Origin of the sequence: Thalassotalea fonticola, assembly GCF_032911225.1 — a bacterium.
Taxonomy (GTDB): Bacteria; Pseudomonadota; Gammaproteobacteria; order Enterobacterales; family Alteromonadaceae; genus Thalassotalea_A; species Thalassotalea_A fonticola.
In genome coordinates this window covers 3,084,129-3,100,043 of sequence record NZ_CP136600.1, presented here as the reverse complement: position 1 = coordinate 3,100,043, position 15,915 = coordinate 3,084,129, and the positions used below count along the sequence as shown (strand labels likewise).

Sequence of the window (15,915 nt, the reverse complement as noted above, 5' to 3'; positions counted from 1 at the left end):
CTCAATTCTAGCCTTATTAGTTGTTAGACATCCAATATCTATCCATTAATTTACCTAATCAATATTTAGCGTGAAATGAAAGCAACATAGCTAGCCCAGGCTCTTTTCTTTCTAGTTTAATTTCCCCTTGTTGTGCCAGTACCAGCTCATTAACTAAAGCCAATCCTATCCCCGTTCCTTGCGTGGTCCGGGTTAATTCATCACCGCCACGATAGAAAAGCTCAAAAATCTTACTTTCCTGTTCCAGGGTTATTCCTTCACCATAGTCCCGTATTTCCAGCTGAATCAGGTGCTTATGTTTGGGGTGCTGGCGAAATATAAAATCAATTTTTTGTCGAGAAAGATCATTAATCTGCTGCTGGTCAAAAAACTTAACGGCATTGTCGGTAATATTGATGACCACTTGGGAGAAAGCGTCCAGATCGACAAAAACCAGCATATTTTCAGCGTCAGCTATTTCCATCACTATATTCTGCTGAAAATTACTATTATCAATGATGGAAGATGTTTTAGAACGAATTACATCCTGTAAAATAGTGAGTCGGGTATGTTCCGGCTGTATTTTTTGCTGTCGATGGCTAAGTGTAGACAACTGCAAGATGTTATTGATTAATCGCGTAAGACGTTCACTTTCATCATAGATAAATGCGTAATAATCTTGCTGGTGTGTTTCGGATATTACCATCCCCTCCTTGAGCATTTGTGAATACATACGAATTGAGGTTAGCGGTGTTTTTAGCTCATGGCTGACCGAAGAAACAAAGTTAAGCCTTTGTTCGGCCAATGCCAGCTGCTTAACGCCTAAGCGATAAAAACCAAAACAAGCTGACAATATTGCGGCAATCAGAATAATAATAAAAATACCGCTATACACCATAGCCGACGTCAAAGGTAACGAGTACGTCGACAAGGACAATGAATAACCTTCATATGGCCATTGCAGCTTAGTATGGTATATAGCTTGCTGTTCAAAGTCGCTGTCTGGTTGTAAGGGATGACTCACTGTAGCTTGACCGTCAGGTAAGTTTTCATAGAAAAAAAGCTCTGTTTGAGCGGAATATTCCACATCCTGTAGCTTAACTAATACCGGGCTCTTAAAACTTCTCCATGCCAAGGTGTCATTGATGTGTTCACGCAGGTAAGGTTGGCGTTTTACCAGATACCCTTGCAACCGGCTGTGCTCTGCAACTGAGACAATCCGATAAAAAATAAAATAATCAGGGATATCAAAAATAATACTAAAATAGTGGTTATTTTTATCGTCCCCTCCCTCAATCATTTGACTTAAAGCCTTAGACTGAGACAGGATCTGGTAAATCTTAAACATTGCTTTCTTGCGTACAACTGATTCCGGGTTTAATTTTGGATAGGACGCCTGTTGGTTGCCCTTGTTTGCATCATCTATTGTTAGGCGCTTATCAGATAAATCCTGTTCTGATAAAGGTTCTGGCCAGATAGGACTATTAAAACGGCCTTGGCTGTCATATTGAAAATAGCCAACTAACCCTTTTATCGGTTGCTCATTGTTTAGCTGTAAATGACTTAAGCTTGAGAGGGGCGATAGTACTTGCTGTTGCTGCTTGGTGACCGGATTATACACTTGTTGATAATAGTCAAAATCATGCACCGACAGGGTGTTGGTAAAAGTTAGTTTCTTATACAGGGTTCTGTTGATTTTCAGAGCCAGATTACTTGCTTCGCGCTGATATTCAGTGAGTAAGTTATCTTCGATTTGCTGAAAACCGAAATACAGAAGCGTGCCAATAGGGATTGATAGAAACAGTAACAAACCTATGGCTAAATAGCGTAAACGACGCAACCGCTGAGAATAATTAAGCAACCGTTTATCTGAAAATATCAACTTAACTACACACCGTAATAATCGTCATATTAACCAAAGTAACAGACAGTATATTAGACAACACACTAAATAACATAAAGCTGATACCCTTCACCACGGTGAGTCACTAGATGTCTGGGGGACTTAGGGTCTACTTCTATTTTCTTGCGAATTTTTGCCATATGAATATCAACCGTGCGTGTATCTATATCACTTGTTGTCTTATATCCCCATACTTGCTTGAGTAACTCATCACGGGAGACGGGGTTATTCTGGCGCAGTAAATAACTTAATATCTCAATTTCACGGCGAGTATATTTTGTTTCCTGCTGATATGAGCTACCGAATAATGTTTGCGTACAAATCGACACCTCAGCGCTTAATACCAAGCGGTTATCTGTGCCCGTCCAACCTGAACGCCTGATCAACGCATTTACCCGTAACACCAGTTCAGAGGTTGAAAACGGCTTGGCTACATAGTCGTCTGCTCCAAGTGTCAAACCGTTAATAATATCTTCTTCTGAATTTTTTGCCGTTAACATCATAATGAGTTGACTACGAGAATGTTGTCTGAGGATATTACAGATTTCAAAACCATTCATGGATGGCAGCATGACATCCAGGATAATGCAGCAATACTGGCCATCCAATGCTCGAGTTAAGCCTTTTTTTCCGTTGTTCTCGCTTTCAACCTCATAACCGTGAAATATAAATAGATCGGTTAGGCCTCTTAATATACTGGGTTCGTCTTCTACAATGAGGAGTTTCGGTTTGATACTCAAGCTGTGCCCTTTTTGTTTTTATTGTTGTTGCTAATGAGATTATTCCCCTAATTGTTCAAGATACAGGATTTCGACAAAAATCGAATGTAAACTTTTGTAAAATATCATACCTCGAATTTTTACTAAATATGCCTTTTTTAACGCTAAACGGTTTTCTATATTAGCCATATAAGAGCACAACTCAAACTGTTTGAATATAGGAAAATTCATTATGCTTTATAACATCAAAACATTCATTCTTCTGTCTTTAGTTCTAATTTCTTTAAATGGTTATGCAGTTCCTTCTGGCATTAAAGTATTGTCTGATATTTCGTACGGTAAGGATGCAGATCAGACTCTAGATGTTTATATTCCTGCTGATGCAAAAGATGCCCCAGTAATTTTCATGATACATGGTGGTGCGTGGAGCGGAGGAGATAAGGCTATTAAAGCCGAATTTGAAAACAAGGTGGCTCACTGGGTGACAAGAGGATTTATCTTTATTTCTACCAATTATCGTACACTGCCGAAAATTGGGCCGATTGGACAAGCAAAAGATGTGGAAGCAGCTTTGCTTGTTGCTCAGCAACGTGTTGGTGAATGGGGCGGTTCTCCAGAAAAGTTTATATTAATGGGGCATTCCGCAGGAGCGCATTTGGTTTCTCTTATATCATCTAATTACAGTACTATCACCGGAAATGAGATAATACCTTGGTTAGGCACTGTCTCGATGGATACGTCTACCTATGACGTGGTGAAAAGACTAACCTCTCAAAAAGATTCTGAATTTTATAAAGAGAGGTTTGGTGAAAATCCTGATTATTGGCAAAAGGCATCTCCTTTCTATGCACTAAACGATAAATTACCGCCGTTTTTAGCAGTATGCTCACGTCGAAGTGATGATGCATGTATTGAATCTAAAAATTTCATTAAAAAAGCCAAAGACCTTGGAACTCATGTAGAAATTCTAGCCGTAGATTTATCGCATGGAGAAATAAACTCAGAACTTGGTAAAGGTTCTTGTTACACAAGTAATGTTGATGACTTTCTCAAAACATTGAGCCCAGAAATAGCGTCAATGTTCACCAGTCAAGACTCTCGGATGAAAAAAAATTGCGCCGGTGATAGAGGCGTTAATGGCGCCTAAGCTTAGTTATATTCAATTGAAGTGCATCAATACGATCTAATCTGAAGATTTAAAAATTATTCTATTAAAACATGGAAAATAATATGTTGAAAATTTTAAAACCCTTTTTACTAATGGCTACGTGTATCGCCTTGCCTGCGACGGCAGCAAACGTTGTTGAAGAAATCAGAACAATTGGAAATACTAGTCGTATTTCGATAGATTCCAACGTGCTGAATGAAAATAGAAATCTGTTAATACACCTGCCAGATAGCTATACCGAGTCAAATAAACCTTACCCGGTACTTTATTTACTTGATGGCGAGCGACATTTTAACCATGCAATAATGGCTACTCAGGTATTACAAAACGATGAAAGAGTGCCTGAATTGATTATCGTTGCCATTACCAATACCAGTACTTGGGGTAGTGATAATAGTTCCCGACAGCGTGATCTTGGTTATGAAGGAAAGGATAACTTCGCTTTGTATATCAAAAACGAAGTGATGCCTTATGTTGATAAAAACTACAGAATAACAGGGCTAAATACCCTATTTGGTCATTCTTTGGCTGGGTATTTCACCTCTAATTCATTGGCAACTCAGCCAGAGCTCTTTAACAATTACATTGCCGCAAGCCCTGTTTTACAAGGCGATGAGATAGGTATCTATGAAAAAATACTCACCAACAGTAAGGTAAAGAACACCGCTGAAAAATCATTCTACTTTAGCTTGGCTAGTGAAGACGAAGCGCGAAGCAAGGAGGTAACCCTTGCACTCAATAACTTTGCTAAGTTATTAACAGAAAACCCACCAGCAAAACTCAATTGGCATTATGAGTTTTTTGATAATCAAACCCATAGCACCATATATTACCCGACTTTTTTCCCTGGTATGACTTATGTGTTTAAGAGCTATCAAGCCCCGCGTTTTGCCCGTTATGAAGAATATTTAGATTTTGGTGGTATGCAAGGGATGGAAGCTCATTATAAGAAACGGGCGGAGATTTATGGTACTGATAAAAATGTCCCAGAAATCACCTTACTTAACGTTGCGAGCATGCTGTTAAGTGAAGGCAAAACTGAGGCTGCGCTACAAATGTACTCGAAACTAACCAATGACTTTCCCGAATCAGCAAGGTCGTTCAGCGGTTTAGGACAAGTGTATAGTTCAATGAAACAGTACAACAAATCGATTACGGCGCATCAAACTGCGGTGAAGCTTGGTGAAAAGCACAGTCCTGAATGGCGGAAAAGGCGTTTTCAATCGAGGTTAGATAAAGTGAATGAAAGAGTTCAATGACTAAACAATAATTAACTGAATTAAAAATTATTCTTTTAAAATCATGGGAAATAATATGTTGAAAATTTTAACCCCCTTTTTACTAATCGCTGCCTGTATTGGCTTGCCCGCGACTGCATCGAACGTTGTTGAAGAAGCCATATCAATCGGGGATGCTAGTCGCATTCATATATATTCTAAAGCGCAGGAACAAAATAGACACCTGTTAGTACATCTGCCAGATAGCTATACCGAGTCAAATAAACCCTACCCTGTACTTTACTTGATCGATGGTGGCCGGCATTTTAACCATGCAATAATTTCAACTCAGTTATTACAACAGCAGCAACGAGTGCCTGAGCTGATTATCGTTGCCATTGCAAATAATGATAATATGGATCATGATCCTGATCGTGGAAAGGAAAAATTTACCCGGTTTGTCAAAAACGAGGTGATGTCTTATGTTGATGAAAACTATAGAACAACAGGCTTAAATACCTTATTTGGTCATACCAAGGCAGGGTGGTTAACCATTGAGTTGCTGGCAAGCCACCCTGAACTTTTTAAAAACTATATTTCTGCGAGTGCGCCTTTACAATACGATGAAGTAGATATCTATAATAAAATTTTAGCAAATAGTAAGACGGAACAAACACCTGAGAAATCACTCTATTTTACCTTGTCTAACGAAGCCGAAGAAAGCAAACTATATTCAGATGCATTCAATAACTTCGTTAAACTATTAACAGCAAACCCACCTAAAAATCTAGACTGGCGTTACGAGTTTCTTGCCAATCACACTCATATGACAACATCTATCCCCGCCTTATATAATGGTATGACTCATGTTTTTAGTAGCTACCAAGCACCTCGTTTTGCAAGCTATAACGAATACATGGATTTTGGTGGTATGCACGGCATGGAAGCTCATTATCAAAAACGTGCGAACATATACGGTACCGATAAAAACATACCAGAAAATACCTTACTTAACCTGGCGAGTCTGCTTTTAAATGAAGGGAAAACAGAGGCTGCGCTGCAAGTGTACTCGCAACTTACCAATGATTTCCCAGAATCGGCAGCATCGTTCAGCGGTTTAGGACAAGTTTATAATGCGATGAAACAGTACGATAAATCGATTACGGCACATCGAAAAGCGGTAAGGCTCGCCGAAGAATTGAATCCTGAATGGCAGCAAAAGCGTTTTCAATCGAGGCTAGATACAGTGAAAAAAGAGCGCAACGACTAAATTAGCATTACCTCGATTGAAATTCATCGGGCCAGAGCATTTGATTGCAACAAAGAAGATCTGCCCCGCTAATTTTCAACTGATAGGAGTTGCTAAAGTAAATGTAAACTTTTGTAAAATATAGCTTAAATTTTTTTACATCGCATGCCTATTGCAACGCTATTCGCTGCTTTATATTAGCCATACAAAAGCACAACGATACGGTTTACCTATAGGAATATTTATTATGATTTATTACCTCAAAGCATTAATTTTTCTGTCACTACTCACCGTCATGACAGCAATGGCATCGGCAGAAGAAGCACAAGACTTTGTCGCTAAGCTCAAAATACACTATCAAAAAACACTGTCAATTAATGCCTTCTCACTGAGCCATCACTATTTAAACAGACAATACCGATCCCATGATTATTGGGACTACCAAATACCCAATAGAATTATGGCACAAAGAACGGTTGAAATTGATTTGGTCAACAAGCACTTTTACGACAATGATATATATTACACTTCCGGTGGTCTGCTACTCGACCGGGCTCATTTTGAAAATGATACTGAAAGTTTTGCCTATGAAATGAATGGTAGCTATTTAGGCAAGCGTACTATCAATCAAGGCAAGGGGCAATTTTATAGAATGGGCTATATCCTCCTGGATGTCGACTTTCTAGCGGTAAGGCCGCTACTTGAGGAAACCAATATTGAAGATAATATTACCCTTCGCCAAGACAAAAAATTGGGGACAACAACGCTCACCCATAAAACGGCTGATGATAATGTTGTCGCTTATGAATTTAGTAACGCTCCATTGCAATTGGTGTCGCTCAACGACAAGCTGAAGCGAGCAATCCTTACCTATGAAGATTATCAAACGGCAAGGGGGTTAACCTATGCTCGAACCGTACACCAATATATTGATGGCGCAGCGGTGCCATACTACAGCATTTACAATGATCAATTTGAGATCATTGAGAAAGTGGAACCTGCCAAACTTAAAGTGCCACCAGGATATGGCCCTGAAATTCCAGAAGGCGATGGCGTGCTAGTTTCAAAAGAAATTGCCAGAGACCTTTATCTTGTTACCGACTCTTCAGCTTGGCGCAACAGTTTATTTAAAGTTAATGGCGATGAAATTATGGTGTTTGGTGCCAGTGGCTATCCCGCTTTAGCAGAAAAAACGATTAAACTTATTGGTGAACAATTTCCAAAAAATAAAATTACTTCAGTTTATGTTACCCATCCTCACGGTTATGAAATTGCTGGTCTCAAAGTCTACGCCGATAAAGGTATAGAGATACTTGCCGATGAATATAGTATCGCTGCCATTAAAGCTTACCCAAAGTTTGCTGACGACATCACTAAATTCAAATTCCGCACCATTGAGCATGATCAAACCATTGATGGCGCACATTTTTATGTATTGGAAAATATGCACGCTAAACGACAAAGCTTTGTTTATTTCAAGGACAGCGAGATTATTTTTCAATCAAAATTTCTCCACATCGCATTCGATAATACCATTGCTAAGGTCATACCCAGTTACTCCAGAACCTTTATTGAGTTTATTCGCAGTAAGCAGCTTAAGTTCAAGCGAATTGTCGGTAACTACCAAAATAACAATATTAGCGTTGAAGTCTTGAATCAAACCTATGATGCCATTATGTGACCTTTTCAGAACTTAAGGTTAATCACGTAGTATTTAATCGAGCCTTATACTGTTAAAAGCAATATTGTTGGATGAACTGCAGTAATATTTTTTCGGTCGGTTTAATTTGATCAAACGCTAAGTACTCATTTACTTGATGAGCTTGGTCAATTGAACCTGGCCCTAATACTATTGTTTGGCAGCCGAGTTGTTGAATAAACGGAGCTTCGGTGGCGTAATTTACTGCTTGGCAGCAATGACCTGAGAATTTTTCAGCAAGTTGCACTAATTCGCTGTTTTCATCTTCTGCAAATGCTGGTGAGCTGGCATGCAGTTCTTCCATTGATACTCTGCCCGGGTAATTTTCAGCAACAGCCTTTAATGCTTCGGCTAACCAGTGCACAAGTTCATCATCTTTAATGCCTGGTAGGGCACGTAAGTCGATATCTAAATAGCAGTCACCGCATATCCGGTTGGCGCTGTCACCACCTTTTATGGCACCAAAGTTTAACGTTGGTTCGGTAACGGTAAACGCTTCATTGATGTATTTATCTTTGAGATCTTTTTTTAAGGTCATTAATTTTTCAATAATGAAATACATCACCTCAATAGCATTTACGCCTTTTTGCGGCATGCTTGAATGGCCAGACTTACCTTTTACTGAAATTCGATGCGACATATGGCCTTTGTGCATGATCACTGGTTTTAAGTTTGTTGGCTCGCCAATTATTGCCACATCGGGTTTTGCTAATTGCTGGTCAATGAAAAAGCGAGCACCGGCCATGGTAGTTTCTTCATCGGCGGTTGCTAATACGTACAAAGGTTTACGCATACCCTTAACCGGTAAATTTTTACAAGCCTGTAATATGAAGGCAAAAAAACCTTTCATATCACAAGTACCTAAGCCATAAAACTTGTCTGCTTTGTCGGTAATGGTAAACGGATCGCTATCCCAGCCTTTTTCATCAAAAGGGACGGTATCGCTATGTCCAGATAACAATAATCCGCCTTCACCCTCGCCAAGTTTGGCAAGTAAGTTATACTTTCCTCTACTGTCGGGAACTTGTTGAATATTTATGTTAAAGCCCAAATCACTAAACCAGCTTGCTAATAGTTCAATTACTGCTTGATTGCTTTGATCCCATTTATTTGAAGTGGCACTAATCGATGGACTGGCAATCAATTCTGTTAAGGCTTGTTGAAAATTTGGTAAAGACATAATTAATCCATATTAAATTGCAAAATACTTATGCTAAAATGTTGCATAAATAATCAATACTTGTTACTTTCACACTATCAGTGTAATCAAGCTTAAGTTTTCTGGCTACTAAATAATTTTTTAACCGGTAACTTTAGGTAAATACAGTGTTTTTATTTGTACTCTACAGCTGATTAAGTTCACTAGATAAACAAATATTGATTATAATTTAATGAATAAAATTGCAAAAAGGTAAATTTGTGAAAGTAGCGATTGTAGGTGCTAGTGGTTATGCCGGCGCTGAATTAGTTGAAATATTAACTCAACATAACAAAATTAGTGATTTTCAGGTGTTGGTATCTGAAGGTAGTGCATCGAGTGGATTACTATTTTCTGACCTTTACCCGCGCATGCAATCTGTATGCGATAAACCATTGCAACCGTTCTCAAAAAACTGGCTTGAACAGAATTTAGATTTAGATGCTGTATTCTTTGCAACGCCTCATGAATATTCACAAGAGTGGGCATTTGAATTTGTAAATGCCGGCATTAAAGTGTTCGATCTTTCCGGCGCGTTTCGTTTAAGCGAAAGCGCTGATTATCCAAAATATTATGGTTTTGAACACAAGCATCAAGATTTACTCGATGCCGCAATTTATGGTTTAGCCGAATTTAATGGCGAAACGATTAAAAATGCAAACCTTGTTGCCGTTCCTGGTTGTTACCCAACAGCAAGTTTATTAGCCTTAAAACCAATTACTGAAAATAACTTACAACAAGACGATGGTTTAATTGTTGTTAATGGTATTAGCGGTGTGAGTGGCGCAGGTAGAAAAGCATCACTGGCGACCAGCTTTAATGAATTAAGTTTAAAAGCTTACAACATTTTACAGCACCGTCATCAACCTGAAATTAGCCAGGAATGTGGCCAGCAAGTGATTTTTAATCCGCATATTGCCCCTTATAAACGTGGGCTGCTGTCTACGGTGACGTTAAATTTAAAAACCGACGTAACTGCTGAGCAAGTAGAGCAAGCGTTTAAAAATGCCTATAGCAATACGCCGCTAGTTAGAATAAGTAACGACTGGCCAAAAATTGACGATGTAAGCAGCACGCCTTTTGCCAATGTAAAATGGCAGTTTGATCAAGAAAAGCACGTATTGGTGGCTAGCTGTGCGATCGATAACTTATTAAAAGGTGCGGCGTCACAAGCGATTCAGTGCTTTAACCTAACATTAGGTTTAGATTCACATTACGGTTTGCTTCCCAATTCAATGACTAATTCAAATAACCAAGGAGGTGCTTAAATGAGCACGCCTTTAGTTATTAAAATTGGTGGCGCGATCATGGAATCGCCACAAGCACTAATTGAATTATTTAAAGTAGTAAAAACCCTACAAAACACCAACCAGGCAATTATCATAGTTCATGGTGGTGGTTGTGTAGCAGATGAGCTACTTGCCAAAGCAGGCTACACCAGTAAAAAAGTTAACGGTTTACGGGTAAGTGAACCAGAGCATATGGCAATTATTACCGGCGCATTAGCTGGCACGGTAAATAAAGCATTAGTTGCCAGTGCTAATACCGTTGGAATATCTGCCGTAGGTTTGGCTTTACATGATGGACAAATGATCAAATGTACACCGGCAGAAGAATTTTTAGGTTGTGTTGGTGTGCCGAAAGCAAATAATAACGCATTTATTAACGGCTTAGTTGCCAGTAATAACGTTGCCATTATTTCATCAATTGGCAGTTTAGATAATGGCCAATTGGTTAACGTAAATGCCGATGATGCGGCCGTTGCTATTAGTCAATTAGTTAATGGCAATCTAATTTTACTAACCGATGTTGCTGGTGTTAAAGGAGCTTCAGGAGAATATTTAGAAAGCCTGAACTATAATGATGCGCAACAGCTTATTGAACAAGGCGTTATCGATGGCGGTATGATCGCTAAAGTAAACGCCGCTTTTACTGCTGCTACTCAATTACGACGAAGTATCGCGGTTGCCAGTTGGAAGACGCCTGAGCAGTTAATTACGCTGCAGCAAGGGAACGTTTTTGGCACTCGCATTGAACCAAATTGTTAGTTCTTTAATAGAACAGGTTAAATACAGATTTCAAATAGGATACTTATGTCATTACAACATTTTTTAGCAGACCAACTGCAAGACAAACAACAATTAATCGCATTAATAGAGCAAGCTATTGATATTAAAAACAACCCGAGTAAATATTCGCAAGCATTAGCGGGTAAATCTGTGGTTATGCTTTTTGAAAAACCATCACTGCGTACTCATATCAGTTTTGATATTGGCATTCAAAAATTAGGTGGTCATAGCCTTTATATTGGCCAGCAAAATGGTCAGCTCGGTGAACGTGAGCGTGTAAAAGATGTGGCTAAAAACCTGGCTTGTTGGGCCGATGCTATTGTTGCACGAGTTTTTAAACAACAAGTATTAGATGAAATGGCCGAGCATGCGGGCATTCCGGTAATCAATGCCTTAAGTGATCTATACCATCCTTGCCAAGCATTAGCTGACTATATGGCACTTACCGAAAACTTTGGCAGCGTTGAAGGTTTAAATATTGCTTATATCGGTGACGGCAATAATGTCTCAAACTCATTAATGTTAATGGGCGGTATTTTAGGTGCGAATGTTACAGTAATTACGCCAGAAGGCTATGAGCCTGAAAGTAATTTAGTAGCCGAGGCACAAAAGCTTGCACAGCAAAGTGGCGCAACCTTAACGGTGTCGACTAATATCGAAGATGCAAAAGATCAGCAAGTTATTTATACCGATACTTGGATCTCTATGGGTGACAGTACTAAAGTTGATGCCATCCTAGAAAAATTTATGCCGTATCAAATTAATGAGCAGTTAATGGCAAAAGCAGGTGCTACTGCAGTAATGCATTGTCAGCCGGCACATTTGGAACAAGAAATTACCACTAGCGTGTTTGATTCACCGCAATCAATCGCTTTTCAACAAGCAGAAAATCGCATGTGGGCACAAAATTCAGTTTTAGTAAGCTTATTCAAATAAACCTTACTAACCCTAATCAAATTTAAAAATTAAAGAATTGAGAGAAAGAAAATGAGCAAGAAAATTAAAAAAGTAGTATTAGCGTATTCAGGCGGTTTAGATACATCGGCGATCATTCCATGGTTAAAAGAAAACTATGAAGGCTGTGAAGTTGTTGCTTTTTGTGCTGACGTTGGCCAAGGTGAAGAGGAGCTTGAAGGCATTCATGAAAAAGCTATCGCTTCTGGTGCATCTGAATGTCACGTTGTTGACTTAAAAGAAGAATTCGTAAAAGACTATATCTTCCCGATTGTAAAAACTGGCGCGGTATACGAAGGTCAATACTTACTAGGTACGTCAATGGCTCGTCCTGTTATTGCTAAAGCACATGTTGAAGTAGCGCTAAAAGTGGGTGCTGATGCCGTATGTCATGGTTGTACTGGTAAAGGTAATGACCAAGTTCGTTTCGAGTCTTGCTTTGCGGCCCTTGCTCCACAATTAACCGTTATTGCGCCATGGCGTGAATGGGATATGGTTTCTCGTGAAGACCTACTTGATTACTTGGCAGAACGTGATATTCCATGTGCTGCATCATTAACTAAAATATACTCTCGTGACGCAAACGCTTGGCATATTTCACACGAAGGTGGTGAGCTAGAAGACCCGTGGTGTGAGCCGACTAAAGAAGTTTGGACTATGACTACCGATCCAATGGATGCGCCAAATGAACCGGGTTCAGTAATGCTATCTTTTGATAAGGGTGAGCTGGTATCAGTAGATGGCAAAGCAATGTCTGCGTACGAATCATTAGTGTATCTTAATGATAAAGCTGGCGCTCATGGTGTTGGCCGTATCGATATTGTTGAGAACCGTTTAGTAGGGATGAAATCTCGCGGTTGTTATGAAACTCCTGGCGGCACAGTATTAATGGCTGCTTACAAAGGTCTTGAGTCATTAATTCTTGATAAAGAATCGTTAAAATTCCGTGAGTCGGTTGCCTTAGAATATTCACATGTTATTTATGATGGTCGTTGGTTTACTCCGCTGGCAAAAGCACAAATGGCGGCAACTAACTCATTTGCTGAGCAAGTAACCGGTGATGTAGTTGTGAAGCTTTACAAAGGTCAGGCGAATGTCACACAACGTCGTTCTCCTAATAGCTTGTACTCTGAAGAATTTGCTACGTTTGGTGCTGATGATGTGTATGACCAAAAACACGCAGAAGGCTTTATCCGTTTATTCAGCTTATCAAGCCGCATAAACGCGTTAAAACAGCAGGAGAAGTAATATGGCAGCATTATGGGGTGGCCGTTTTAAGTCGGGCAGCAGTGATATCTTTAAAGCATTTAACGATTCTCTGCCGTTTGACTATGTCTTGGCTCAACAAGATATTAAAGGTTCTATTGGTTGGTCGAAAGCGATTCAAAAAGCTGGTGTATTGACCGTTGAAGAACAACAGAAAATGGAACAAGCGTTACTGGACTTGGCTGAAAAAGTGGAATCTGGAGACGTTGATTTTAGCGAGGCAACAGCTGAAGATATCCACAGTTGGGTTGAGTCAGAGCTAATCGAAGTTATTGGTGACACTGCTCGTAAACTCCATACTGGTCGCAGCCGTAATGATCAAGTTTCTACTGATTTACGTTTATGGTCGCGTGAACAAACCGATGTTGTTTTGAATATGCTAAAAACCTGCGTACAGCAGTTAATTAATTTAGCCGATAACAACAAACAGCATATATTGCCGGGTTATACTCATTTGCAACGTGCTCAGCCGGTACGTTTTGCGCACTGGTGTATGGCGTATGTTGAAATGCTTAAACGTGATATTTCACGTCTTGAAGATGCACGTAAACGTATGAACCAGTCGCCGTTAGGCTGTGGTGCATTGGCAGGTACAACCTATCCAATAGATCGAGTTGAGTTAGCTCATTCATTAGGTTTTGATGGCCCGTGTATGAACTCGCTTGATGCGGTATCTGATCGAGATTACGTGTTAGAGCTATTGTTTGCTGCCAGCACTGGCATGATGCATTTATCACGTTTTTCAGAAGATTTAATTTTCTTTAACTCCGGCGAAGCTAATTTTATTACGTTAGGCGATCAGGTAACGTCTGGTAGTTCTTTAATGCCGCAAAAGAAAAACCCTGATGCGTTAGAGCTTATACGCGGTAAATGTGGCCGAGTATATGGTTCATTGCAAGCGTTGCTAGTTACACTTAAAGGCTTACCTCTTGCATACAACAAAGATATGCAAGAAGACAAACAAGGCCTGTTTGATGCGTTAGAGCAATGGCTATCTTGTTTAGTCATGGCCGTAGAAGTTGTGAACTCAATTGAACTAAACAGTGCCGAATGTCAAAAAGCTGCGCGTGGCGGTTATGCAAATGCAACTGAGCTTGCTGATTACCTAGTAGGTAAAGGCGTACCATTTAGAACTGCGCACGATATTACCGGGTCTGCTGTTCTTTATGCCATTAATCAAGGTGAGCCATTAGAGAGTTTACGACTTGATGAATTTAAGCAATTTTCGCCATTAATTGAAGCTGATGTTTATCCCGTTCTAGAACTGGAGTATTTAGTTGATAAACGTAACATCCTTGGTGGTACCGGTATTGAGCCGGTGCAAAAAGTGATTGATAGCAATCGCCGCCAGTTTGGCACTGCCAACTATGTAGTTAGGGACGCGAAACTTACTGATTTACGCGCAATAGTTAAGCTTGTTAATTACTGGTCTTCGCGCGAAGAAAACTTACCTCGTAAAGAAGATGACTTAATTAAGAGTATTCGTGACTTTGCGGTAATAGAAGTTAACGGTCAAGTTTGTGCTTGTGCAGCGCTTTATATTTACAGTACTGGTTTAGCTGAAATACGCTCATTAGGAGTAAGCATTAACCATCAAGGCAAAGGCTATGGACAGCAGTTATGTCAATACTTATTAGGCAGAGCCAAAGAAATGGCATTATTAAAAGTATTTGTATTAACTCGTAAGCCAACCTTCTTTGAAAAATTAGACTTTATTCCTGGAGATAAAGACTCTTTACCAGAGAAAGTAATGAAAGATTGTGATTTATGTCCTAAGCAAGATAACTGCGATGAAGAAGCGTTAATGTACAACTTAAGTGAGCATAACCTGCCACAAATATTAGGTAGTATTGAAGTAGTTGAAAGTTAATTCAATAGACTGATTGTGATGACAGGGGAGATGCTGATAAATCATCTCCCTTTTTTATGTCCTAGCCAAAAGTTGGTAATCAAAAAATTTTAATATTTAATAAAACTATCTTTAGCAATAACTTGTTGTAAATTGAATCAAGTACCATACTCTCTAGTACGTTTTGAAATACATACTATATCGGTTTCATTTTTTGATAATCATTAATCGAGGGGTTCGCAATATGAAAAAGATGAGCTTAGCTTTACTTTTACTCTTAATCGTAGGGTGTGCATCGGAGCCACCACCACCGCCTCCTGTAACATGGAAAGGGATGTCTGAACGTGAAATCAATGCTTGGAAAGACATTGAATTTACAGTAGAACAAGCACAGGCATGGAAAGGTGGGGGGTTTACGCCGGAGCAGTCAACTAAATGGTCGGAAGCGGGTTTTAAGTTAGACGAAGCTTCGGGTTGGAAGAATCAATTATTCAACTTAGAAGAAGCTAAAAGCTGGAAAGGGAGTGGTTTTGATCTGAATGAGGCCGTAAAAGCCAGAGAACAAGGTCTATCCCCAGTTGAAAATTAAGCAATAAATCTTAGTACTAATGTTGCCTTTCGCTGGCATATTATACGTAAGGTAAC

The 15,915-nt window shown here is 39.5% G+C and carries 13 protein-coding genes; 10 read left to right on the top strand and 3 right to left on the bottom strand.

Annotation, left to right across the window (positions count from 1 at the left end; all coding sequences use genetic code 11):
- Positions 1 to 58: 58 nt before the first annotated feature.
- Both RI844_RS12565 and RI844_RS12560 read right to left on the bottom strand, forming a co-directional pair.
- Positions 59 to 1,861: a sensor histidine kinase gene (locus RI844_RS12565; RefSeq protein WP_348395017.1), complete on the bottom strand. Its 1,803-nt coding sequence runs from the start codon at positions 1,859 to 1,861 to the stop codon at positions 59 to 61.
- A 65-nt stretch (positions 1,862 to 1,926) separates the two neighbouring features.
- Positions 1,927 to 2,622, bottom strand: coding sequence for a response regulator transcription factor (locus RI844_RS12560; RefSeq protein WP_348395016.1), 696 nt, complete (start codon positions 2,620 to 2,622; stop codon positions 1,927 to 1,929).
- 211 nt (positions 2,623 to 2,833) lie between these two features.
- Here RI844_RS12560 and RI844_RS12555 point away from each other — a divergent pair, with 211 nt between their 5' ends.
- The 4 genes from RI844_RS12555 (at position 2,834) to RI844_RS12540 (ending at position 7,916) form a co-directional block, all read left to right on the top strand.
- A complete protein-coding gene (locus tag RI844_RS12555; protein WP_348395015.1) occupies positions 2,834 to 3,748 on the top strand; it encodes an alpha/beta hydrolase in 915 nt (304 codons plus the stop codon).
- Between the two features lie 83 nt (positions 3,749 to 3,831).
- On the top strand, positions 3,832 to 5,028 hold the full coding sequence (locus RI844_RS12550) for an alpha/beta hydrolase-fold protein (RefSeq protein ID WP_348395014.1): 1,197 nt from the start codon (positions 3,832 to 3,834) through the stop codon (positions 5,026 to 5,028).
- 55 nt (positions 5,029 to 5,083) lie between these two features.
- A complete protein-coding gene (locus RI844_RS12545; RefSeq protein WP_348395013.1) occupies positions 5,084 to 6,256 on the top strand; it encodes an alpha/beta hydrolase-fold protein in 1,173 nt (390 codons plus the stop codon).
- A 226-nt stretch (positions 6,257 to 6,482) separates the two neighbouring features.
- Positions 6,483 to 7,916 carry an MBL fold metallo-hydrolase gene (locus tag RI844_RS12540; RefSeq protein ID WP_348395012.1) on the top strand — a complete coding sequence of 478 codons (1,434 nt, stop codon included), beginning with the start codon at positions 6,483 to 6,485 and terminating at the stop codon, positions 7,914 to 7,916.
- 52 nt (positions 7,917 to 7,968) lie between these two features.
- Here the strand turns inward: RI844_RS12540 and argE are convergent, their stop codons facing one another.
- Positions 7,969 to 9,114, bottom strand: a complete 1,146-nt coding sequence (gene argE / locus RI844_RS12535) for an acetylornithine deacetylase (RefSeq protein ID WP_348395011.1) — start codon at positions 9,112 to 9,114, stop codon at positions 7,969 to 7,971.
- Between the two features lie 239 nt (positions 9,115 to 9,353).
- Between argE and argC the strand changes: the two genes are divergently transcribed.
- From argC to RI844_RS12505, 6 genes are all read left to right on the top strand, one after another.
- Positions 9,354 to 10,400 (top strand): N-acetyl-gamma-glutamyl-phosphate reductase, encoded by a 1,047-nt coding sequence (gene argC, locus RI844_RS12530; RefSeq protein WP_348395010.1) that lies wholly within the window; start codon positions 9,354 to 9,356, stop codon positions 10,398 to 10,400.
- Entirely contained in the window at positions 10,401 to 11,180 is a 780-nt protein-coding gene (argB, locus tag RI844_RS12525; protein WP_348395009.1) for an acetylglutamate kinase, read from the top strand. It begins immediately after the preceding gene.
- 45 nt (positions 11,181 to 11,225) lie between these two features.
- Complete coding sequence (locus RI844_RS12520; protein WP_348395008.1) at positions 11,226 to 12,137, top strand: ornithine carbamoyltransferase; 912 nt, start codon at positions 11,226 to 11,228, stop codon at positions 12,135 to 12,137.
- Positions 12,138 to 12,188: 51 nt separating this feature from the next.
- Positions 12,189 to 13,403, top strand: coding sequence for an argininosuccinate synthase (locus RI844_RS12515; RefSeq protein WP_348395007.1), 1,215 nt, complete (start codon positions 12,189 to 12,191; stop codon positions 13,401 to 13,403).
- A 1-nt stretch (position 13,404) separates the two neighbouring features.
- Positions 13,405 to 15,291 carry an argininosuccinate lyase gene (argH, locus tag RI844_RS12510; protein WP_348395006.1) on the top strand — a complete coding sequence of 629 codons (1,887 nt, stop codon included), beginning with the start codon at positions 13,405 to 13,407 and terminating at the stop codon, positions 15,289 to 15,291.
- 223 nt (positions 15,292 to 15,514) lie between these two features.
- On the top strand, positions 15,515 to 15,859 hold the full coding sequence (locus RI844_RS12505) for a hypothetical protein (protein WP_348395005.1): 345 nt from the start codon (positions 15,515 to 15,517) through the stop codon (positions 15,857 to 15,859).
- Positions 15,860 to 15,915: the final 56 nt, after the last annotated feature.